This window comes from Pseudarthrobacter sp. GQ63 (assembly GCF_059758765.1).
In genome coordinates this window covers 141,683-163,554 of record NZ_JCAXEF010000010.1, presented here as the reverse complement: position 1 = coordinate 163,554, position 21,872 = coordinate 141,683, and the positions used below count along the sequence as shown (strand labels likewise).

18 protein-coding genes are annotated in these 21,872 nt (G+C 65.3%); 7 read left to right on the top strand and 11 right to left on the bottom strand.

From position 1 onward, the window contains the following. Positions 1-137: 137 nt before the first annotated feature. From AC6CHP_RS16105 to AC6CHP_RS16090, 4 genes are all read left to right on the top strand, one after another. The gene (locus AC6CHP_RS16105; protein ID WP_498230953.1) at positions 138-1,238 is read left to right on the top strand and encodes a LacI family DNA-binding transcriptional regulator; all 1,101 of its coding nucleotides are present in this window, start codon (positions 138-140) and stop codon (positions 1,236-1,238) included. Positions 1,239-1,251: 13 nt separating this feature from the next. Beyond that, positions 1,252-3,063 carry a beta-glucuronidase gene (uidA, locus tag AC6CHP_RS16100; protein ID WP_498230951.1) on the top strand — a complete coding sequence of 604 codons (1,812 nt, stop codon included), beginning with the start codon at positions 1,252-1,254 and terminating at the stop codon, positions 3,061-3,063. Between the two features lie 82 nt (positions 3,064-3,145). Next, positions 3,146-4,918, top strand: coding sequence for a glycoside hydrolase family 3 protein (locus tag AC6CHP_RS16095; protein ID WP_498230949.1), 1,773 nt, complete (start codon positions 3,146-3,148; stop codon positions 4,916-4,918). A 90-nt stretch (positions 4,919-5,008) separates the two neighbouring features. Beyond that, on the top strand, positions 5,009-5,977 hold the full coding sequence (locus AC6CHP_RS16090) for a LysR family transcriptional regulator (protein WP_498230947.1): 969 nt from the start codon (positions 5,009-5,011) through the stop codon (positions 5,975-5,977). Between the two features lie 46 nt (positions 5,978-6,023). On the opposite strand, the gene AC6CHP_RS16085 is transcribed toward AC6CHP_RS16090, so the two are convergent. The 7 genes from AC6CHP_RS16085 to AC6CHP_RS16055 form a co-directional block, all read right to left on the bottom strand. Next, positions 6,024-7,022 (bottom strand): fumarylacetoacetate hydrolase family protein, encoded by a 999-nt coding sequence (locus AC6CHP_RS16085; RefSeq protein WP_498230945.1) that lies wholly within the window; start codon positions 7,020-7,022, stop codon positions 6,024-6,026. A 12-nt stretch (positions 7,023-7,034) separates the two neighbouring features. Beyond that, positions 7,035-8,117, bottom strand: a complete 1,083-nt coding sequence (locus tag AC6CHP_RS16080) for an amidohydrolase family protein (RefSeq protein ID WP_498230943.1) — start codon at positions 8,115-8,117, stop codon at positions 7,035-7,037. Further along, complete coding sequence (locus AC6CHP_RS16075) at positions 8,114-9,238, bottom strand: FAD-dependent monooxygenase (RefSeq protein WP_498230941.1); 1,125 nt, start codon at positions 9,236-9,238, stop codon at positions 8,114-8,116. The genes AC6CHP_RS16080 and AC6CHP_RS16075 overlap by 4 nt, the downstream gene beginning before the upstream one ends. A gap of 63 nt (positions 9,239-9,301) precedes the next feature. Next, a complete protein-coding gene (locus AC6CHP_RS16070) occupies positions 9,302-10,309 on the bottom strand; it encodes a cyclase family protein (RefSeq protein ID WP_229675262.1) in 1,008 nt (335 codons plus the stop codon). Further along, complete coding sequence (locus tag AC6CHP_RS16065) at positions 10,306-11,253, bottom strand: fumarylacetoacetate hydrolase family protein (RefSeq protein ID WP_188728742.1); 948 nt, start codon at positions 11,251-11,253, stop codon at positions 10,306-10,308. Before AC6CHP_RS16065 ends, AC6CHP_RS16070 begins: the two co-directional genes overlap by 4 nt. Positions 11,254-11,259: 6 nt before the next feature. Then, the gene (locus AC6CHP_RS16060) at positions 11,260-12,279 is read right to left on the bottom strand and encodes a VOC family protein (protein WP_498230938.1); all 1,020 of its coding nucleotides are present in this window, start codon (positions 12,277-12,279) and stop codon (positions 11,260-11,262) included. Between the two features lie 305 nt (positions 12,280-12,584). Further along, positions 12,585-13,772, bottom strand: a complete 1,188-nt coding sequence (locus tag AC6CHP_RS16055) for an ABC transporter substrate-binding protein (protein WP_498230936.1) — start codon at positions 13,770-13,772, stop codon at positions 12,585-12,587. Between the two features lie 247 nt (positions 13,773-14,019). On the opposite strand from AC6CHP_RS16055, the gene AC6CHP_RS16050 reads away from it, so the two are divergent. Continuing rightward, entirely contained in the window at positions 14,020-14,478 is a 459-nt protein-coding gene (locus AC6CHP_RS16050) for an SRPBCC family protein (protein WP_498230934.1), read from the top strand. Positions 14,479-14,515: 37 nt separating this feature from the next. Here the strand turns inward: AC6CHP_RS16050 and AC6CHP_RS16045 are convergent, their stop codons facing one another. The 4 genes from AC6CHP_RS16045 to AC6CHP_RS16030 form a co-directional block, all read right to left on the bottom strand. Continuing rightward, a complete protein-coding gene (locus AC6CHP_RS16045) occupies positions 14,516-15,814 on the bottom strand; it encodes a Y-family DNA polymerase (protein WP_498230932.1) in 1,299 nt (432 codons plus the stop codon). 24 nt (positions 15,815-15,838) lie between these two features. Further along, the gene (locus AC6CHP_RS16040; protein ID WP_377192284.1) at positions 15,839-16,270 is read right to left on the bottom strand and encodes a LexA family protein; all 432 of its coding nucleotides are present in this window, start codon (positions 16,268-16,270) and stop codon (positions 15,839-15,841) included. A 180-nt stretch (positions 16,271-16,450) separates the two neighbouring features. Then, positions 16,451-17,407: a polysaccharide deacetylase family protein gene (locus AC6CHP_RS16035; protein WP_498230930.1), complete on the bottom strand. Its 957-nt coding sequence runs from the start codon at positions 17,405-17,407 to the stop codon at positions 16,451-16,453. A 16-nt stretch (positions 17,408-17,423) separates the two neighbouring features. Beyond that, positions 17,424-18,956 carry a purine-cytosine permease family protein gene (locus tag AC6CHP_RS16030; protein WP_188728753.1) on the bottom strand — a complete coding sequence of 511 codons (1,533 nt, stop codon included), beginning with the start codon at positions 18,954-18,956 and terminating at the stop codon, positions 17,424-17,426. Between the two features lie 109 nt (positions 18,957-19,065). Between AC6CHP_RS16030 and AC6CHP_RS16025 the strand changes: the two genes are divergently transcribed. Together AC6CHP_RS16025 and AC6CHP_RS16020 are read left to right on the top strand one after the other, a co-directional pair. Further along, complete coding sequence (locus tag AC6CHP_RS16025; RefSeq protein ID WP_188728755.1) at positions 19,066-20,616, top strand: helix-turn-helix domain-containing protein; 1,551 nt, start codon at positions 19,066-19,068, stop codon at positions 20,614-20,616. A gap of 186 nt (positions 20,617-20,802) precedes the next feature. After that, the gene (locus AC6CHP_RS16020; RefSeq protein ID WP_498230927.1) at positions 20,803-21,786 is read left to right on the top strand and encodes an endonuclease domain-containing protein; all 984 of its coding nucleotides are present in this window, start codon (positions 20,803-20,805) and stop codon (positions 21,784-21,786) included. The last annotated feature ends 86 nt before the right edge of the window (positions 21,787-21,872 follow it).

The following is a 21,872-nucleotide window of genomic DNA, read 5'->3' as shown; positions in this document are numbered from 1 at the left end:
AACCCCGAACACCCCTACACCCAGCGCCTGCTCCTCGCCTCCCCGGTCCCGGACCCCGACCGCCAGGAACAACGCCGCGCCGACCGCCACCGGCTCCTCGAAACCCAACAGCAACAAAACGAACAGGCTCTCCCGGCATGAGCACGCAACCGGCGACCGACAACGCGACAGGCAAGGCTAGATCGAAGCCGACAATTTACGACATCGCCAGGGCCACCGGCGTCAATCCGTCAACGGTTTCCCGCGCACTTAATAAACCAGGACGCGTCAGCGCCAAGACCCAAAAAGTCATCCAGGACGCAGCAGAGGAGCTGCAATTCCAGATGAACCCCTACGCACGGGCGCTGGGAACAGGCCGCACCGAAACGCTCGGACTGATTCTTACAGACATCACCAACCCCACGTTCTTCGACATAATTCGAGCCGCCCAATCGACGGCGATCACCCGGAACTACACCATGATGATCGCCGAATCGGCCGAATCTCCAGCCACCGAGCTGAAGGCCGCGGTGAGGATGCAGGCCACCGTGGACGGGCTGATACTGGCGAGCCCCCGCATGGACGATGACAACATCCGGATGCTCGCCCGCACCAAACCGCTCGTCGTCATCAACCGCGAAGTTGAGGGTGTTTCCTGTGTCGTCCCGGATGTCAACGGCGGGATCGGCGCCGCTGTCAGGGCTTTGGCCGAACAAGGACATCGCAAAATCGCCTATTTGGCTGGCCCGCAGCAATCATGGATGTCGGTCCGTCGCTGGGAAGGCGTTCAAGAGGCCTGCGACTGGTCCCGGCTGGAGGCAGTCCGGCTGGAAACGGCCAAACCCACAGTGGACGGCGGACGCCGGGTTGCGCGGGAAGTCCTGGCCAGCGGGGCGACAGCGGTTATGGCATACAACGACCTCCTCGCCATCGGACTGATGCAGGAACTCCAAGCGGCGGGAGTGGTGGTACCTGACCAGGTCAGCATTGTCGGCTTTGACGATATCTTCGGGGCAGACTTCACCACCCCGCCCCTGACAACCGTTCGCTCGCCGCTGGCGAGCTGCGGCACCACCGCGGCGGCACTCCTGCTGGACATGTTCGACAGGGAACCGGAGGAGAAGCCCTCTCTGGTGCATGTTGAGACCGAACTGATCCGTCGCGGCTCCAGCGGACGGCTGATGCCTGCCGCGCGGCGCCCCCACCACTCTTCCGCTCTGACGGGCGCGAGTGCCCTTCGGGGCGCTCCAACACTATGAAAAGGACAAGAACTTGCTAAAACCCCAAGCGAACAGCACCCGTGAACTGGTCAACCTGGACGGCCTCTACCGGTTCAAGGTGGATACCGAGCGCACCGGACATAGCCAAGAATGGTTCAAGAAGCCCCTTGAAACCGGCCTGGAAATGGGCGTGCCCGGCAGTTACAACGACGTGTTCCCGGACAAGGCAATCCGGGACCACGTGGGTTACGTCTGGTATCAGCGCGAAGTGCGCGTGCCCCGCGGATGGGCGGGGGAGCGCATCCACCTGCGGCTCGACTCCGCCACGCACGAGGGTATGGTCTGGGTAGATGACGCACTCGTTGCAGAGCACGTTGGCGGCTACGCGCCCTTCAGCGCGGACATCACCGACCATGTAGCTCCCGGCAGGGCTTTCCGGCTCACCGTCGCTGTGAACAACGAACTGACCCAGGCGACCATCCCACCAGGCAAAATCACTGTGGGGGCGGACGGACGCAGGCAGCAGACCTACTTCCACGACTTCTACAACTATGCCGGCCTGCACCGCAGCCTCTGGCTTTACAGCACACCCGCCGTGACAGTCGACGACATCACGGTTGTTACCGGCTTTGAAGGCCACACCGGCAGCGTCGACTTCAGCGTCGCCGTACGTGGCAGGTCCGGCACCGAAGCTGTCACCGTCACGCTCCGGGATGCTTCAGGCGCCGAAGTCGCCCGGCGGGACGGAACTGACGGCACCCTGACGATCAGCGACGTCGTTCTCTGGCAACCGGGTGCCGGCTACCTGTACAGCCTTACTGCCGACGTGCGTGACGGGGACCAGCTGCTGGATACCTATACCCTGCCTGTCGGCGTACGCACCGTGGAAGTCAGTGGGGCCGAATTCCTGATCAACGGAAAGCCGTTCTACTTCACGGGATTCGGGATGCACGAGGACCACGTCACCATCGGAAAGGGCCACAGCAACGCCCAGATGGTCAACGACCTCGAACTGCTGAAGTGGACAGGGGCGAACTCTTTCCGGACGTCCCACTACCCCTATGCCGAAGAGTTCCTGGAATACGCCGACCGACACGGCATTGTGGTCATCGACGAAACAGCCGCGGTTGGGTTGAACCACGGCTTCGCTGCCGCCTTCGGGGGCCTGCCCCAGAAGACTTATGAGGAGGGTGCGGTGGACGCAAAGACTGCTGCGAACCACCGCCAGGCCATCACAGAACTCGTAGACCGGGACAAGAACCACCCCTCCGTGGTTCTCTGGTCCATCGCCAATGAACCCAACGCCTCGGAGGAAGGCGCCCGCGAGTACTACGAACCCCTTGCCCAGCTCACGCGCGAGCTGGACCCGAGCCGCCCTGTTGGCTACGTCAACCTGATATTCGATCCCGTTGGCAAGGAAAAGCTGGGAGACCTTTTCGATGTCATCATGCTTAATCGCTACCAGGGCTGGTACACCAACACCGGTGACCTGGAGAACGCGGAAGTCCTGCTGGAAGCTGAACTCCGTACCTGGGAAGACGCCTACGGGAAGCCGATGATCATGACCGAGTACGGCGCCGACACCATGACCGGCCTGCACTCCATCTACGAGCAGCCGTGGAGCGAGGAGTACCAGACGGCCTTCCTTGCCATGTACCAGCGCGTCTTCGACCGCATTGATGCGATGGTGGGTGAACATGTATGGAATTTCGCTGACTTCCAGACTTCCGACGGGGTACGGCGCGTGGACGGAAACAAGAAGGGAGTATTCACCCGTGACCGCCGGCCCAAACCGGCCGCCTACGCCCTCCGCCAACGTTGGACTGCGTTGGCTGGAAACAAGGACAACGTTCTTCGCCCGTAGGTGCGGGGAGGACAACATCGGCCTGGCCATCCGCGGCCACGGCTGAAAGAACCAAGAGCATGGTCCAGACAGGAGAACCCAAATGACGCAGACAGCCGGCACCTCCGCCTACGGCGACGCCTCCCGCCCGGCCGCTGAACGCGTCGAAGAGCTGCTGGGGTGCATGACGTTGGAGGAAAAGGCCGGGCAGATGTTCCATGCCATCTCTTTCGGCGGCGAAGAGGTGGACACGGAAACGCAGCGGCTTATAAGCGATGGCCTGATGAGCCACTTCAACGTGCACCAACTGCCGGACGCCCCCACAGCAGCAAGGTGGCACAACCGGATGCAGGAACTGGCGTCCAGGACCAGGCTCGGCATCCCCATCACCGTGTCCACCGACCCCCGGCATGCCTTCGCGGAGAACCAGGGTGCTTCATTTGCGGCCGGCTTCTTTTCCGCTTGGCCTGAGCCAATCGGCATGGCCGCGCTCGGCGACCCCGAGACTGTTCGACGGTTCGCCGACACGGCCCGGCAGGAGTACCTTGCCGTGGGCCTGCGTGCAGCGCTGCATCCCACCGTGGACCTGGCCACGGAACCTCGTTGGGCCCGGCAGTACAGCGGCTTTGGCCAGGATCCCGAGCTGACGGGGAAGCTGGCCGCCGCGTACTTGGAAGGGTTTCAGGGTCAAGCACTGGGCCGCCAGAGTGTCGCGTGCATGACCAAGCATTTCCCTGGCGGCGGGCCCCAAAAAGACGGGGAAGACCCCCACTTCCCCTATGGGCGGGAGCAGGTCTACCCCGGCGGCAGATTCGAGGACCACCTGCTCCCTTTCCGGGACGCCATCAACGCCGGGACCAGTGCGATTATGCCGTACTACGGCATGCCCGTCGGCCTCAGCCGTGATGGCGAAGCGATAGAGGAGGTAGGTTTCGGGTTCAACCGCCAGATCATCACCAAGCTGCTCCGCGACGAACTGGGCTACGACGGCGTGGTGTGCACCGACTGGGGGCTTCTGCACGATTCCCATGTCTTTGGCATGACGTTGCCGGCCCGGGCCTGGGGCGTGGAGCACCTTTCTGTCGAAGAGCGGATGATCAAGGCAATCGACGCCGGCTGCGACCAGTTCGGTGGTGAGTCGTGCCCCGAGATTCTCGTTGACTTGGTGAGGGCCGGGCGCATATCAACGCAGCGCATCGACATGTCCGTGCGGCGCCTGCTGCGGGTCAAGTTCGAGCTGGGCCTCTTCGATGACCGCTATGTGGATGAGGATGCTGCTGAAGCCCTGGTCGGTAACGCCGAGTTCCGCGAGGAAGGCCTGAAGGCCCAAAGCCGCTCGGTGGTCGTCATCAAAACCACCGAAGGAATCCTTCCCCTCCGAACGTCCATGCGGGTGTACCTTGAGGGCCTGTCAGCTGCTGCCATCCAGTCCTGCGGCGCGACCGTTGTCGCGTCTCCGGCAGAGGCTGACCTTGCCATCGTCCGCCTGGACGCTCCCCACGAGCCGCGGAACGAGCTGTTCCTCGAGGCGATGTTCCATGCGGGAAGCCTCGAGTTCGGCGACGCCGTGGCCTCCCATTTGAAAGAGCTTGCCGGGCAGGCGCCCCTGGTCTTGGTGGCCAACCTGGACCGCCCCGCGATCCTCACTCCGCTGGAACCGCACTGCTCCGCCATACTGGCCACGTTCGGAGTATCAGACGAAGCCCTCACGCGGGTGCTGACCGGACAGGCTGTGCCTGCAGGCCGCCTTCCCTTTGAGCTTCCCCGATCAACCCAGGCAGTTCTGGAAGCACAGAGTGATGTTCCGGGGGGCTCAGCAGACCCTCTCTACCCGTACGGCCACGGCCTCGCAGGATGGGCCGGCTTGAAAAGCTGAGGCCCTGCACATGAACGACTACATCCCAGACGCTGACGCTGCGGGCCTGCCACTGGAGGGACGAAAGTTGGGGCCGGATAACCTGTGGGTATGAAGAACCTGGACCTTAACCTGTTGCCCCAGCTACAGGTCCTGCTGGAACTGCGGAATATTTCCCGGGCAGCTGAGCGGCTCCAGCTCAGCCAGCCCGCCACGAGTGCGGCGATGGCAAGGCTCCGGCGGCATTTCGATGACGAACTCCTGGTCCGGAATGGCCGCACGTACGACCTCACGCCGTTTGCGCAGTCGCTGGTCCCCCTGGTTGATGAGGCCATGATTCACATCCAGCGGGCCTCACGCGTGCGGTCCGGTTTTGATCCGGATACCAGCGAGCGGGAGTTCATCATCGCTGCGTCGGACTATGCCGCAGCACTGATTGTGGGCCCACTGCGGGGAATCCTGCGCCAGGAGGCGCCGGGTGTGTCGGTGGATATCGTACCCACAGCAGCCAAGTCCGGCATTTTGGGCCAGATGGCCGACTATTCCAGAATCGATCTGCTCGTCGGACCCATGGGCTACCAACTGCAGGGTGCCAGCAAGCAGTTGTTCCGTGACAGCTTCGTGGCCATAGCTGACGCCGGAAACCCCCTGCTGCAGCAGCCCCGGCTCACCCTGGCGGACCTGACTGCGGTGCCCCACGCCGTCGGTTACTTTGGTGAGGGGATCAGCACACCTGCCGACAAACTGTTCGAGACCCGCGGCATACAGCGGCGAGTGGCGGCGGTGGTGGCCGGCTTCCTGTCGCTGCCGCTGCTGGTCGAAGGTACGGATCTCGTGGCCCTGGTGCCGCGGATGCTGGCAGCGAGGGCACAGCGCGGCGCGGACATCGTGGTGCTGGAGGTCTCGGACGATGTAGACGCGTCCCTGGTGGAAGCCATGTACTGGCACCCTTCCCAGACGGAGGACCCGGCCAGTGTATGGCTGCGCTCCGTGGTCCAGCGTGCCTGCTCGAGGCTGCACGAGCTCTTCCCGATTTCAACCCACCCTGTGACCGTCTGCGCCCTGGACACTCCACCGTAGACCTGCGCTCGCAGTGCTGAAGGAGTGGTTCGTGATGACTGCCAGCCTAGGATCCGGCCGGAGCCGGGTGGACCGTCCGGTTGCGCGGGCGGACGCGTGCAGCCACCCGGGTCACGGCCTCGCGCCGGTCACCGACCGTGTTTTCGATGCTGCCGATGCCTTCCACGGTCATGCGGACAACGTCCCCCGTCTTCAGCGGCGGGGGAGTCTTGGCACCGTTACGTCCCCAGAGTTCGCCGAGGCAGCCGCTGCCGCAGGTGCCGGAGCCAAGGACGTCGCCGGGCCGGACCACGGAGTCCTGGGAGGCGTATGCCACCAGTTCGGCGAACGGCCACCCCATATTGGACAGCAGGTCCTGACCGATGGCTTCCCCGTTGACCTTCACCGCCATGGAGATCGGCAGGAACCCTTCGGCGTCGTGCCGGTCCTCAAACTCATCCGCGGTGACAATCCAGGGCCCCAGGGTGTTGGCGAAATCCTTGCCCTTGCACGGGCCCAGGCTGACCTTCATCTCGCGGCGCTGCAGGTCCCGCGCGGACCAGTCGTTGAGCACGGTGTAGCCGAAGATGTGCCGGTGCGCCTCTTCTGCCGTGAGGTTCCGGCCGTCGCTCCCCGGGACACGGCCGACGACGGCGGCCACTTCCGTTTCAAAGTCCAGGTCCTCGCAGCCCGCCGGAATACCGATCACCTCACCGGTGCCGGTTACCGTGTGCGGGTTCGTGAAGTAGAACGTGGGCGCCTCGTACCATTCAGGCATAACGCCTGCCATGCCGTCGATGCTCATCCGCATCCCTTCGACGTGTTCCTCAAAGGTCACAAAGTCGCGGATGGTGGCGGGCACCAGCGGAGCGAGCAGCTCCACGTCCGCAAGCGGAACGGCAGGGCTGGACCCGATGGTGTCCCGGGCGAGGCCCAGCGTTTCTTCCAGCCCGGCGTCCAGGAGGGTCTGGACACCCTGGCCTGCCGGCAGGGGGTAGCAGTTAACGCCATCGACGAAGCCGGACTGCGTGCCGCCGTCGAAATTCCAGCGTGCAATCTTCACCATGGGAGTTGTTCCTTAAACAGTAGGGCGTTGTGAGAGTGCGGCAGCCGCCGCGAGGCCGAGGGCAGCAGCATTGCCGGTCAGCATGCTGGCTTCGTCCTTCGCGGAAAGCTGCGCCTCGATGACCTCGGCAACCGGGCGTTCGGAGCCCATGTCGAACGGGTAGTCCGAGCCGAGCAGCACCTGCTCCGGGCCCGCGGCCGCCACCAGTGCCCGCAGCTCGCCGGCGCTGTGGACCAGGGAATCGAAGTAGAGCTTCTTCAGGTACGACGACGGCGGCTGGGCACAGCCATGTGCCTCCGGCCGGACTTTCCAGGCATGGTCCGAGCGGCCCAGGGTGGTGGGAAGATAGCCGCCGCCGTGCGCGGCCAGAACCTTCAGGCCAGGGTGCCGGTCCAGGACCCCGCTGAAGATGAGGTGGGACAGGGCAACCGCATTTTCTGCGGGCTGGGAGACAGTGTTGGCAAGGTAGAACCGGTCCAGCCGCTCATCAAGGGAGCAACCAAAGGGATGGAGGAAAATAACAGCGCCCAGTTCCTCTGCCCGGCTCCAAAACGGTTCCAACCGCGGATCGGACAGTTCAACGGTGCTCCGCTCCGGGTTATCCGGCGTGGCGGCGAAGGAGCCGATTTCCACACCAAGCAGCCCGCACTCCAGGACCGCGTGCTCCAGTGCCTCCACCATGAGTGCGGGGTGCTGGAGCGGAACCAGGCCCAGGCCGTTGAGGCGTTCCGGGGCGCGGTCAACGAACTCCCGTACTGCCTGGTTGGCGGCCTTCGCCACCTGCAGCGACAGGCCTTCCCCCGCGAAGTAGTAGAAGTGCGACGGCGACGGCGAGACCAGCTGCACGTCCACGCCTTGGGCATCCATGTCCGTGAGCCGGCGGTCGAGGTCTGTCAGCTGCGGCCATCGCTCTTTGACCATCCGGCCTGAAATGGCCATGGAATCAGCCCCGTGGCGCAGCACCTCCAGCGACTGCTGGGCCCCGAAGCCCTCGGGGTCGGCTTCGGCGACCATCTGCTGCAGGGCCGGAAGCAGGACGTGGGCGTGGACGTCCACGGTAGGGCTGGACGCCTCGTTGATGGAGCTGTTGCTCATGCAGGTTCCTTCACCACGACGGACACCGAATGCACCAAGCCCGGGACATCGGCGTCGCGGACACCGTCCAGCATCCACTGGCCCAGCTGGACGGATGCGTTGACCACTGCCTTGGCCCGGTCCAGCCGGCGGTCGGTGAACTCCTTCCAGACAGTTTCAGTGACCTCGTCGGCCTTGATCAAGAGTTCGGCGAGCACGGCCGCGTCCTCGAGCGCCATGGCAGCCCCTTGGGCCACCGTGGGCGGGCAGCTGTGGGCGGCATCGCCGATGATCACGGTGCGGCCACGGTTCCAGGGCCCGTCCACCAAGTGCGTGGTGAACCACGTGTAGTTGATGCGGGCACTGTGGTCCAGGTTCGAGCGGATCTCATTCCACGGTCCGCCGTAGGCCGCGGCAAGTTCGGACATGATCCGCGGGCCGTCCTCGTGCCGGCGCTCCTGCGCCCGCTCCACCAGGTAGGCGTAGATGGTGTCCGGGCCGGTGGGGCAGTAGCCGGCGATGAAGCAGGGGCCGCCGTAGGTGAGGTCCGTGCGGACCACGTCGGCGGGACGTTCCACGAAGGCACGCCAGATGCCCATCCCGGTGGACTTGGGTTCAGTGTCGATGCCAATGGCTTTGCGTACGGCTGAGTGCAGGCCGTCGGCGCCGATCAGGAGATCGTAGCGGGCTGTGTTGCCGTCGGCGGTGCTCACGGTGACGGAGCCGCCGTCGTCCGTTATTCCGGTGAGAGTCTTACCGTAGCTGATCCTGGCGCCGGCCTGCTCCGCCCGGTCCCGGAGGATGGCGGTCAGGTCGGGGCGGTACATGCCCAGGGTGGCCGGCAGGTCGTCGCCGCCGGTCCGCATGTCGTCCAGGACTGCAATGACGGTGCCGGCAGGGTCCGGAGCCCGCAGTCCGAGGGTGCTGAATGCGTAACCCTTCGCCTCGATCTGCTCCCAGACGCCGAGCTTGCGCAGGACCCGAAGGGCATTCCCCTGCAGGGTGATTCCGGATCCGAGCGTCTGTGGGGCGTCGGCCTTCTCAAGCACTTCCACGTGGATTCCGGCGTCGGCCAGGAGGATGGCTGCGGTCAGTCCCGCGGCTCCCGCCCCGACGATTCCGACGTTCTGTACTGCTGCCATCGCTGACTCCTTTGTATTGACGGCGTTACTGCTGGTGCTGGTTTGCGGCTGTTGATGTGATCGCTAGCGGAGGGCAATCGGGTTGACGGGGGAACCGACGGCGCCGGTGATGGGAAGCGGGGCGGCCGTCAGCAAGAAATCGTACCGGCCGTCCGCTGCGCAGGCTGCGGCAAGTGCGTCCGGGTCCCACATTTCGCCCAGGAACAGCCCGAGGTTGGGGATGGCGATCTGGTGGAGGGGCTGGAAGGCGTCGTCGAATTCGTTGGGACGGACCTCGAAACCCCAAGTGTCCGTCGCGATCCCGGCGATTTCGCTGCGGTGCAGCCACGGGGCCGTGCTGAAGGACAGCCCGGGTGCCGGCCCGCCGGCATAGTCGCCCCAGCCTTCGCGGCGGGTCCTGGAGTACTGCCCTGTGCGGATTACCACGATGTCTCCCCGCCCAACCTTCGCGCTGGGCCCTTGCAGGTCAATGGTGCGCGCAAGGTGTTCCGGGGTAATGGCGAAGCCGTCCGGCAGTTCACCGTCGATCCTTCCGAGCTCCGGTCCGAGCGCCCTGCCCACATCCAGCAGTACTCCGCGGCTGACGATCTTGGCAGCTGCGGTCTCGATGCCCGTGACCAGGTCACCTTCGGAGGTCACGACGTCCCCTGCGGCGCGGCCGTTCCAGGCCTTGCCACGGTCGAAGATGTGGCCCAGCCCGTCCCACTGGGTAGAGCACTGCAGCGGCATGGCGATCACGTCATCGGCGCCGCCGATGCCGTGCGGGAAACCTTGGTTTCCGCGTTCCGCGTCCACTCCTGTGTCCGTCATGGTGTGGACGGGGTTGGTGCGGCGACGCCAGCCCTTTTGCGGGCCGTTGGTGTCGAACGGCTGGGAGAGCGAGAACGCCTCGCCGGTGCGAACCAGCGCTGCTGCTTCCACACGTTTTGCGGCATCGATGAAGTTCAGGGTGCCCAAGACATCATCTTCGCCCCAGCGGCCCCAATTGTTGTACTTGTAGGCGGCCGCCGTGATGCTTGCCAGCGGATCCCCGCGCTGGATCAGCTGCTCTTCCACCGCATCGGCTGTCACGGCTGGACCTCGTCCTTGCAGCGGATCAGCTGGGTGCCGAGCCCGGTGATGGTGCCTTCCATAACGTCGCCGTCCTGGAGCAGGCGGCCCCAGTGAGCGCCGTTGCCGGCGGGGCTGCCGGTGAGGACCAGGTCGCCGGGGCGGAGGGGCATGATCTGCGAGGCTTCGCTGACGAGCTTGGCCACCCCGAAGATCATGTCCTGCGTGGACTCGTCCTGCATGGGCTTGCCGTTGAGCTTCAGGGTCACCTGGACGTCCTGCGGGTCGCCGAAGAACTTGGCGGGTACCAGCAGCGGTCCGGTGGGCAGGAAGCCCGGGGCGTTCTTGGCGCGGTACCAGTCCGAACCGATCGCGGGCATGTCCTTGCGGAAGACGAACTCACGGGTGGTGATGTCGTTGACCATGGTGTAGCCGAAGACGTAGTCCAGGGCTTCCTCGGGGGTGACGCGGAACGCGGTCCTGCCGATCACTGCTGCCAGTTCCAGCTCCCAGTCGTGGGACTTGCTGTATGACGGAAGGGTGAGGTCGTCCGTGGCGGACGCGATCGCCGTCGGGAGCCCGATGAAGAAGTACGGCGTGCCCTGGCCCGCGCGCTTGTCCATGATGGCCGCCGTCTTGGCGCGCACATCCTCCTCGTCCTCGCCCGGTTCGCGGTGCGCTGCGGCGAGGTCGATCACGTGCTTGCGATAGTTAGCGCCGGTCTGCAGGACCTGCGCAGGCTCAACCGGAGCCAGGATTTCGACATCGGCGGCCGCCAGGCCGGTGTCCTGGCCGGCAGTGGCGGCCAGCGAGTCCAGCTGGCCTTCGGTGGTGTCCCAGTGCTCGATCAGGGAGTTGATGTCCCCATCCAGCGGCAGGACCCGGTTTTCCACCAGCAGGCCGGCGCGGGCCTTGCTGTCGCCGGCTTCCTGGAACCGGACCAGGGCGTACTGTGTTTCGGTCATCGTCCTTTAGCCCCGGCCCTGCTTGGCGTACGGGTTCAGGAGGGCTTCCTTCATCTCCGGGGAAGCTCCCTCCTCCGTGGCGGTGAAACCCTCGGCGGGAGGGAACGATTCCGTCATGGAGTGCGGCATTGCACCGTTCTTGTAGAAGTTGTTGGAGCCCTCGGACGGCTTCCAGGTGTTGGCTTCCCAGTCCGGAACATAGTTGCGGTAGCCGCCGGAGTTGAGCTCCACGCGCAGGCCGGACGGTTCACGGAAGTAGAGGAAGTTCTGCTCGCCGATGCCGTGGATTGAGGGACCGTACTCCATGGGAGTGCCGTTTTCCATAAGGACGTCCGCGGTCCGCAGCAGGTCCTCGTGGGTGTCCACCCAGAACGCGATGTGGTTCACGCGTCCGGAACGGCTGGAGGTGTCCAGGACAACGCCAAGGTCGTGGGACTTCTCGTTGGTGGTGAGGACCGAGAACACGGTGATGGGGGCCTCGTCGAGTTCGGTGAACGCCATCACGCGGAAGCCCAGTGCGTCGTTGTACCACTTGGCGAAGCCGCGGACATCGGAAGCCGCAACGGTCACGTGGTCCAGGAAGCGCGGTGCCGCGGCGTGGCTGCTGCGGCGCTCCGGCCGGTCCGGGTAGGTGGACTCGAAGCCGGGCTCGGCGACGAACTTTTCCACCTCATAAAAGAGGCGCATGGAGTGCCCGTAGGGGCCGGTGAATTCATACGCCTTGCCGAAGCCGTGGCCGCCGGCGGTCCAGCTGCCCTGGACGCCGGTTGCCTCGATGCGCTCGGCGGCTGCCTCGAGCGCTGCCTGGGAGGTGGTGCGCCAGGCCATGCGCCCCAGGGACGCTTCCGGTCCTTCGGTGATGACAAGGCTGTAGCGGTAGTAGTCGCCCCAGCAGCGCAGGTAGACGTTGCCGTCCACGCGGTCGATGATGCGCATGCCGAACTTTTCCTCGTAGAACCGTGCCGAGGCTTCGACGTCCGGGGCGGTGATCTCGAGGTGTGCAAGATGGGAGAGCGGAGTTTCCACGTTGAAGTCCTTCTGGTTACTGGCTGCGGTACTTGTTGTTGCAGGTCCTGTAACTACTGTGAGGCACTTCATATATTCGGGGAAGATGAGGTTCTTGATATCAGGTATCCGCCTCGCTGATACCTGGGCGCTTCGAAAACCGCTGGGGGGCGGCCCCTGTTTTCCTGCCCCCAGGACGCTCTCTCACTTGATGCAGGTTAATTGCCATCGCTCTCTCACTCTCAAGGGGAAAGTGAGAGAGCGATGGCCAAAGTGATGCAGTAACTGCGAGAGCGTTTCGGCGGGGACCTGGAAACCCGCTGCCGCTACTCCTTCCCCAGCCCGGCAGCCGGGGTCTTCCCGCCCGTTACCTCATTGAGGGCGGTGAGGTTGAAGATGCCGTTGATGTCGGCCTGCTTGGTGGTGCCGGCAGCGACGCCGTCGGCCAGGAGCTTTTCGTAGGTTCCGGCCAGCGGGTCCACGGTGAACACGATGTTCTTGAGGGAGCGGTCGATGACGTCGGCTTTCAGCTCCGCACCCGCGGCATCCTTGAGGGCGGCGTTGATGACGCTGGCCTTTTCGGCGTCCGCCGCGCCGTTCAGCCATTGGACCGACTTCACATGGCCTTTCAGGAGTGCCTTGACGGTGTCCGGGTGCTCCGCAGCGAACTTCTGGTTGACGATCAGGATGGTAGTGGGGAACTCGCCCGGCTTGCCGGACAGCGAGCCGTCCCACAGGTCCTTTTCGTCCACCAGGACCTTGGCTCCGGCAGTGAGCACCAGGCGTGAGGCCCACGGCTCAGGCAGCCACGCGCCGTCGAGCTTTCCGTCCTGGAAGAGCTTCAGGGTCTGGGCGTTCTCGGTGGGGTTGATGGCCACGTCGCCGCTGCCGTCAACGTTGGTCCTGTAGCCCTGGGACGCGAGCCAGGCGCGGAGGGCCACGTCCTGCGTGCCGCCGAGCTGCGGGGAGGCAAGGGTTTTGCCCCTCAGGTCCGCGGCGGAGCTGATCTCCGGCCGAACCACCAGCTGGGCGCCGCCGGCTGCAGCGCCGGCGATGATGTTCACCGATTCGCCGCCACTCTTCACGAACGAGTTGATGGCGGGATTCGGGCCGATGTACGTGGCATCGATGGCACCCGCGTTCAGCGCCTCGATCGCGGCCGGGCCGGCGTTGAACACCTGGGTGCTGAGCCTGGTATCGCCGAGCTCCTCCGCGATGTAGCCCTGGCTTACCCCCACCAGGGCGGGGGCGTGGGTGACGTTGCCGAAGTATCCAAGCTTGAGTTCCGCGGCGGGGTTGCCGGCGGGGGCGGTCTCCTGCACTGCCGCGGGGGTCCCGCCGTTCACGGCGGAGGCGACGGCGGCGCCCCCGCCAATGAGGGCGAGGATGCCGACGGCGATGCCGACCTTCAGCCCGAGCGGCCGCTTGGGCGCGGCGGACTGGCCGGCCACGATGCGGGTGGAGCCTGGCTGGTCCTGCGGATTCTTGGGGCTTTGGCGCGAGGGATCTGACACTGGAATTCCTTTGCTGGGGCGGATGCTGAAATGAGATTACGGAGCGCCCGGCAGCGCCACAATCGTTCCCGTAGCGGGCGTTCACGGGAGGTCGCGGGGGCTCAACAAGGCGTAGCACAGCGACAAGAAACGTCGCGGGACGTCTTTTTCCGGGGCGCCCGAAGGAGTGTTCCCACGGCAATAAATCCCAGACGTTGCCGGTCGCGGGGGCCTGTTTCCGGGCCCTGATACGGACGTACGATCAGGCATGGAAAAGTTGAAATTTGAGGTGGATATCAACGCTCCCGCCGGGACAGTCTGGTCCACGATGCTCGACGATGCCACCTACCGGGAATGGACGAGTGCCTTCAGCGAGACAGGTTCCTTCTATGAGGGCGACTGGAACACGGGCAGCGAGATTCGATTCCTCGGCCCGGACGGTGAGGGGTCCGTGGGAGGGATGATCGCAACAGTTGAGGACTGCCGGCCGAACGAGTTCGTGTCCCTGCGGTATCTCGGCCAGATCGTCCGCGGTGTGGATGACAGGACCAGTGATGCTGCGCAGGAATTCATCGGAGCACACGAAAACTATTCGTTCACCGAAGCCGAAGGGGTAACGAAAGTCGAGGTCGAGGTTGAGAGCGTCGCGGAGTGGGCGGCCATGCTGAACGACACTTGGCCCGTGGCCCTCGCCAAACTCAAGGACCTCGCCGAAGCTCGGGCCTGACCTAGCCGCCCTCGGCGGCCGTGGACCTGCGTGCGGCTCAGGCAGCCTTCACCAGGGGAAGCTCGTCCCAATGGGTGGTGTACCTGGGGGACCGCATGTTCCGTTTCATGGTCCAGTCCAGGCCCGACTTGATCCCGGCGTGCCCCAGGCCGATGGAGCTGCGTCCGAAGCGGCTGCCCACGTCCTCCAGCAGGGTGCCGATGTGGCGTTCCTCGTGCCGGTTCTCGAACAGCTCCAGCGGGGACTGGTTGCCGGTAGGCCGCAGGTCCGTGAGCATGAGCCCCACTTTGACGTACTTCAGCCCTTCGCGGATGTTGGGCAGCAGGGCGTGCGCCGCCCTGGTGAGCAGGAGCGGGTCGGCGGTTGGCATCGGCAACGGGACGCACACGGACGGATACGCCTGCTCCTGCCCGCTGAAGGGTGAGGTGCCGGCGAATGCGGTGAGGACTTTTGCCTGCAGCCCGTGTTTGGCCAGCCGCGCGCTCGCGTTCTGGCCGTAGATGCTGAGGACCTGCCGCAGCCCCGCCGCCGTGGTGACCGGGGTGGAGAAGGAACGGGAGAAGATCAGCTGGTCCCGGCCCAGGCGCTCCTCTTCCATGGGGATGCAGGGCGTGCCGTTGAGTTCCAGGACAGTGCGCATCATGACCACGGAGAACTTGTCCCGGATGGCCACGGGGTCGGCGCGGGTGAGGTCCAGGATGGTGTGGATGCCCATGGCGTTCAGGCGCCTGGTCAGGCGGCCGGCGATGCCCCAGATTTCCTCCACGGACAGGCGCCCCAGCAGCTGCTCCCGCACGGCGGCGGGAACGCTGTCCCAGTGGCATACCCCGCCGAACGCCGGGTTGTTCTTAGCCCATTTGTTGCACAGTTTGGCCAGCGTCTTGGTGGGCGCGATCCCGACGCACACGGGCACGCCCACATTGCGGCGGACGGCATTCTTCATGGTCCTGCCCAGCGCCAGCAGCTGCTCCGGCTCCCCCTTCACTCCGAGGAAGGCCTCGTCGATGCTGTAAACCTCCAGCCACGCTGAGTACCTGCCGAGCAGCTCCATGACCCGGGCGCTGATGTCCCCATAGAGCTCGTAGTTGCTGGATTTGGCCACCAGTCCCCATTCCTTCGCGCGGGGTGCGAGTTTGAACCACGGCTCGCCGGTGGCAATGCCCAGGGCCTTCGCCTCGGGGGAGCGGGTGACGGCGCAGCCGTCGTTGTTCGAAAGGACCACCAGCGGCCTGCCCTCCAGCGAGGGATCGAAGGCACGCTCCGCCGAGGCGTAGAAACAGTTCACGTCTACGTGGGCGATCTGCGGCATCTGCCGCATGGGGACGGGTTTGCTCATCGCCGGGCCCCCGGACGCCGCCGGCTAGACATGGTGCAGGCACCTCGTGGCCACGCCCCAGATGGTCAGCTCCGAGAGGGCAGGCACTTTGATGTCCGCATACTTTGGATTCTCCGCCTGCAGCACCACGCCTGTGGCGGTAAGGCGCAGGCGCTTCACCGTCAGCTCCCCGTCCAGCACGGCAATCACCACTGAGCCGTCCCGGGGCTCCAGTGCCCTGTTGACGATCAGCTCATCACCGTCGCTGATGCCCGCGCGCTCCATGGAGTCTCCTGTCACGCGGACCACGAACGTGCTGGTGATGTCCTTGATCAGGTGGGCGTTCAGGTCGATCCGGCCATCGAAGTAGTCCTGCGCCGGCGAAGGAAACCCTGCGGCGACGGGAACCGGGGCAATCAGCACCGACAACAACGAGGCGCCCGCATCTATCACGCGGGGACCGATAATAACGCCCACAACACACCTTTATTCGAATATATGTTCGATTACTTCAGTGTAGACCCTGGCCCTGACAATGCCACCCCCGGAGTACCTGGCGTCCCTGCTTCCGGGTGCTTCACGGTGAGGCAGCCACCTTAAAAGCAGGAGTGGTGCTGCCGGATGGGCAGCACCACTCTGCGGCTGGTTGTAGCTAAGTCAGCCGGCGACGGCGGGCCGTGACTCCCGCACCACCGACGGCGTGAACTTCGCCCCGGTGTCCGGGAAGGAGGGCACCTGGATGCGGGCGTGGGTGTGGACTTCCTGAACCGTCCGCCGGGTGTGCTCCGCGATCTCTTCCATGGTGGCCACCCACATGCCGTCCATCCCCTTGACCCGTTCAATCAGCCGCTCCAGGGCCACAGCCTTGGAGGGGCGCCCGGAGATGAAGGGATGGTTGGTCAGGACGAAGCAGCTGCCCTGCGCATGGTGCGCCTCCGCCTCCAGCGTCCACATTTCCAGGACCTTCGCCGGGCTCTCGATGACGCCGCTGCCGGTGACGCCCGGGTAGAACGCGTACTGCTCCCAGTCGTCCAGCGCCCAGTCCACCGGGATCTCTACAAGGTCCCGGGAGTCGCCCGGGGCGACGCTGAAGCGGTAGGGGGCGTCGCCGTCGAGCAGGCTTGAATCGTAGAGGAAGCCGCGGTCCGCCAGGAGGGCCGGGGAATGCCAGTTCAGTTCCCACCACGGCGCCCGGTAGCCCACCGGCTCCACCCCTGCCACCTTGGCCAGGGCCTCCAGGCCGCGGTCGATGTAGCGCGCCTCCGTCTCGGCGTCGATACCCTGCATGGGCTCGTGCAGGTAGCCGTGGTGGGCCACCTCATGCCCCGCGTCCACGATGCGCCGGACCGTGTCCGGATAGCACTCGGCGGTGAAGCCGGGGACGAAGAACGTGGCACGGATGTCCTGCCGCTGGAGGATCTGCAGCAGCCGGGGGACTGCCACCTTGGGCCCGTAGGACTGGTGGGTCATCAGGGACATCCGGCTGGTGCTCTTGGGGTCGTGGGCGATGGTGCAGGATTCGGCGTCGACGTCGAAGGTGAAGGAGGCTGCCGCCTGCTTGCCCTCGGGCCAGGTGATCGGGTGGGCGGAGTCGGGGAATGCGTCAAAGGTCATGTCAGGTGTTCCTAGGTTAGAGGCCGGCCGGGGCGCTGGGCCGGGCAGGGATTCCGGCCAGGGCCGGGGAGGGCTGGGCGTCGGCGCCGGCAGCCGGAGCGGATTCGAGGAACTTGCGGTGGACCCTCGGGCCCAGGATGGCGTAGCTCGTAGCGCTCGCCAGCCCGCCGGCCAGCCAGGACAGGTCCCAGCCGCCCAGGGCCACGGCGATGGGGCCCTGCATGGCGGGAACGAGGCCGTACATAAACAGCCAGGTGGCGAAGATGCCGACCAGGAGGGAGGTGACTCCCGCCCAGTTGACGCCGGGCAGTCGCTTGGTCCCGACGCCGTCGAACAGCCGTGCGGGGTTGCCGGGCCAGCGCTTCTCGATCCAGAAGTAATGCACCAGCATCACGCCGCCCCAGGCGGCCACCCAGGCCACCAGCCCGATGAGCCAGGCGTCCAGCACCGCTGCGAAGTCCTCCTGGAAGATGAAGAAGACGACGGCGATGAGCGAGAAGACGCCGACGAACAGGTTCAGCTTGCGGCGGCTGATGGTGATGTCCAGTGACTGGGTGGCCACCGAAAAGGTGTAGATGTTCAGGATGTTGGTGGCGATGGGGCCGTGCAGCACCATCAGCAGGACGGGCAGGGCGAGGACGCCGAAGTTCTGGACGATGAGCTTTCCGGGGTCGATTTCACCGCTGTTGGTGGCCAGGCTCGCACCCAGCACGCCGAGCCAGACGACCGGGATGAACTGGCCCAGGACGGATGCCAGGTAGACCTTCTTCTTGGGGACCTCGGTGCTGACGAAGCGGGAGTAGTCGGCGGCGTACGTGAACCAGGTGATGCCCCAGCCGATGCCGATGGCCGTCATCACGGCGCTCATGGCCGCGATCCGCTCGGAGCCTTCCAGGATGTTGCCGGCGGGGCCGGCGTAGGCCCAGTCGATCTTCATGCCGAACCAGGCAACAGCGGACATAACGGCCAGGATGATGATGGTGGGCGGGACGGTCCACTTTTCAAAGGCGGCGATCGCCTTGTAGCCAAACCAGGCGATGGCCACCTGGGTGGCCATGATGGCCGTTGCGACGCCGATCTTCCAGGCGTAGTTCTGCGCCGCGGGATCCACCCAGCCGAGCGTTCCGAACAGCGCCATCACCAGGTCCAGGATGATCCAGGTGTTGACGGCGCACCAGCCGATCACCAGGAGTGCCTGGATGCTTGCGGGAAGGTAGTTTCCGCGCCGGCCGAAGGCTGCCCGGGCCAGGACCATGCCGGTGGCGCCGGTCTTCTGGCCCAGCAGGACGAAGCAGCCAAAGAGCAGCATGCCGATCAGGTTGCCCAGGACCAGGACAGTGACGGTGTCCGCGAAACCCAGCCCCAGGTGGATTCCGAGGGCGCCCAGTACCCAGTTGATGGGGGCGAGGTTGGCGCCGGCCCAGATCCAGAACTGGCCTGAAACCTTGTGCGTGCGCTGGGACTCGGGAATGGGCTGGAGCCAGGCTTCGCAGTCCTCGGCCGGCGCCATTGCCGGCCCAGACTGCTTCGTGGAGAGGTTGTCTTGCATGGGGAAAGCCTCCAGTAAGTGAAAGGGATAGATCCAGATTATGTGGCTCATGCCACAACCACCACATACAATGTGTCGTGAAGATTCACCTTCTACTTGACGGAGTGTCATGCCAATACGGCTGCAGGACGTTTTGAAACATTCCACCCTCACCCCTGCGGACCCCGTGATCCGCGCTGCGGCGGCGACTGCGGCCCAGACGCAGCTGCGCTGGATCCACTCCAGTGAGGTTTTGGACATCGCACCGTTACTTGGCGGCGGAGAACTGCTGCTCACCGGTGGCCAGGCGCTGGCCGCGGCAACGGACAAGCGGCGCATCGGCTATATCTGGGAGCTGGCGGAGCGTGGAGTGGCCGCACTGGCCATCGAGACGGGCGCGGCCCTGCCGTCCATTCCGTCCTCCATGGTGGGAGCAGCCGAAGCCGCGGGGCTTCCCCTGATAGAGCTGCGCAAAAGAGTGCCCTTCGTGGGTGTCATGGAAGCCATCAATTCGTTGCTGGTGAGCGAGTCGGCTGCGCACCTGCAACAGGCTGACCGGGCAAGCCATGCCATGGCGGTGGAGCTGGCCCACGGCGGCAGCCTCGACCGGATCCTGGCCGTCCTCGCCGACGCTACCGGCGCGGAAGTTGTCCTGACCTCCAACGCCGGGGCTCCGCTGGCCAGCGCACTGCCTGCCGGCCATGCCGCGGATGCCGAACCGGCACCCGAGGGGGACGCCGACCAGGACCGGGCACGGACCACGCATATTGATGTGTCCGTGCGGGGCATACCCTCGGCGCGACTAAGCCTTCACACATTGGAGGGAGGCGATGTGAACCTGGCAAGGATTGCCGGGAACCGCTCAGTGGACATTCTGGCACTGGCGCTGTTGCAGCGCATGCCGCCCGGCCTGAAGGAGATGGCGGGTGCCGCACTGATCCGCGCCGTTGATGCCGGTACCCAGAACTGGCGGCTCCAGCAGCTCGCCCCGGCTGCGGGGATTCCCCCTGCTGCGCAGCTGGTGGCTGTTGTGATCCGTTCTCCTGGCTCCCGGCAGCTCCGTACCACCGTGGAGCAGCTGCTGGACCGGGTGGGCCGGCACAGTGCCAGCTACGCCGATAACGAGGAGCTGCTGGCGCTCGCGGCGTTGCGGACCGGTAAGGCGCAGGAGGACCGGAGCGAGATCCTGGCCGGGCTCCGCACGCTCGAACTGCCCGAGGGCAGCATCAGCGCGGTAGGCCCGGTGGCCTCCGGGATTTCGTCGGCACCCTGGTCGCTGGCAGAGGCGCGGCTGACGCTGGATATTGGAGCCCGTGATGAACTGCGCCCGTCCGGGGCGCGGCTGGCTAGTGGGGCGCTCGACGCGGAGGCGTTTGCGGTGGAACGGATGGCCTTCCATTCTCTGGATGCGGCCAGGCGCGAGGATTTTGTCCGGCAGCAGTTGGGGTCCCTCCTTGACTACGATGCGCAGCGTCGCTCGCAGCTGGCCGAAACCCTGCGGGTATGGCTGGATTCCGGCTGCAACACCGCACAGGCTGCGCGGGAGCTGCACCTGGAGCGGCAGTCCATGCACCAGCGGCTGCAACGGATCTTCTCCCTGTGCGGCGGCGACCCCCGCAGCACCGGCCGCCTTGCCGCCCTGCACCTGGCCAGCCGCCTCGCTGCCATGCACTCCGACTAGGCCCCAACGCTCTCTCACTTGATGCCCCTTCCCCGGCGATCCTCTCTCACCTAACGTCGGGTTCCGGGAAACCCTCTCGCAGTTAACGCGCGTTTTGGGCGCACCCTCTCTCACCCCTGGCCGGCCCAACCGCAGGCCTGTGGATAACTTCTGCAGCCTTCAGCCGGATCGAGGCACAATGCCAGCATGCAAAAGCAGGATTCCCTGCCCCTGCCGTTGGCAGCGGCTCCCTTCACCTTCAGCTCAGCCATGTCTTCCGGCGTCCCGTTAAGCAGGCTCCGCCGCAAGGATGTGATCAATGTGGGCCGCGGCCTCTACCGTCCGGCAGGCTGGGATTTTGACTTGGAAGGCGCGGCCAGGGCGTTGTCCGCGGCGTCGCCGGGAGCCTGGATCTCGCATGTGACCGCGGCACGGCTTCGATGCCAACTGCTGCCGCCATGGCTGGCGGATTCGTCAGAGCTGCATCTGAGCAAGCCGAGGTCGCTGCCATCGGTCCGCCGGAAGGGCGTGATCGGCCATACCGTGCTGGCACGTGAGGATGAGACTGAACTTGTCGACGGCATCCGCCTGAGCACCCGGTCCCGCACGTGGCTTGATGTGGCCCGCATCCTGCCGCTCCACGACCTGGTGAGCATGGGGGACCAACTCATCCGCATGCCACGGATGGATTTCGAGGGAAGGGCACAGCCCTACGACACCATTGCGGGCCTTCGCGCACTCGTAGCCCGCCACCCGAACCTCCAGGGCATCGTCCGCGCCCGTGAAGCGCTGGATCTGATGCGGGTGGGGGCCGACTCCGCGCCCGAATCGCTCCTTCGCTTGGCAATCGCCGACGCCGGGCTCCCGGAGCCCGAACTCCAGGTGCCGTTGCGCGCAGGAGACGCGCGGTCGCCGTCGGCCGATCTCGGCTACCGTCATCGCCGCCTTGCCATCCAGTACGACGGCGAACATCACCTCGGTGACGCACAGATCCTGAGCGACAGGAGACGGGACAAGGCCTTCGAATCAGCCGGCTGGACGGTTCTCATCTTTGATAGGGACGATCTTGCTGACGAGTTTCAACGCGCAGTGCAAGGGGTCAAACGGGCCCTCCGGACGCTTGGCTTGACCACCCCCAGGCATCGGGATTCGCCAGCGGGGCCTGAACGTCAAAGAACTTTTGTGCAATGACGACGGCGGCGCTTAAGGCCGTGGCGCTCCCTCACCAGGGTGAGAGAGCGCCACGTAAAAACCCGCATCAGGTGAGAGAGCGTCAC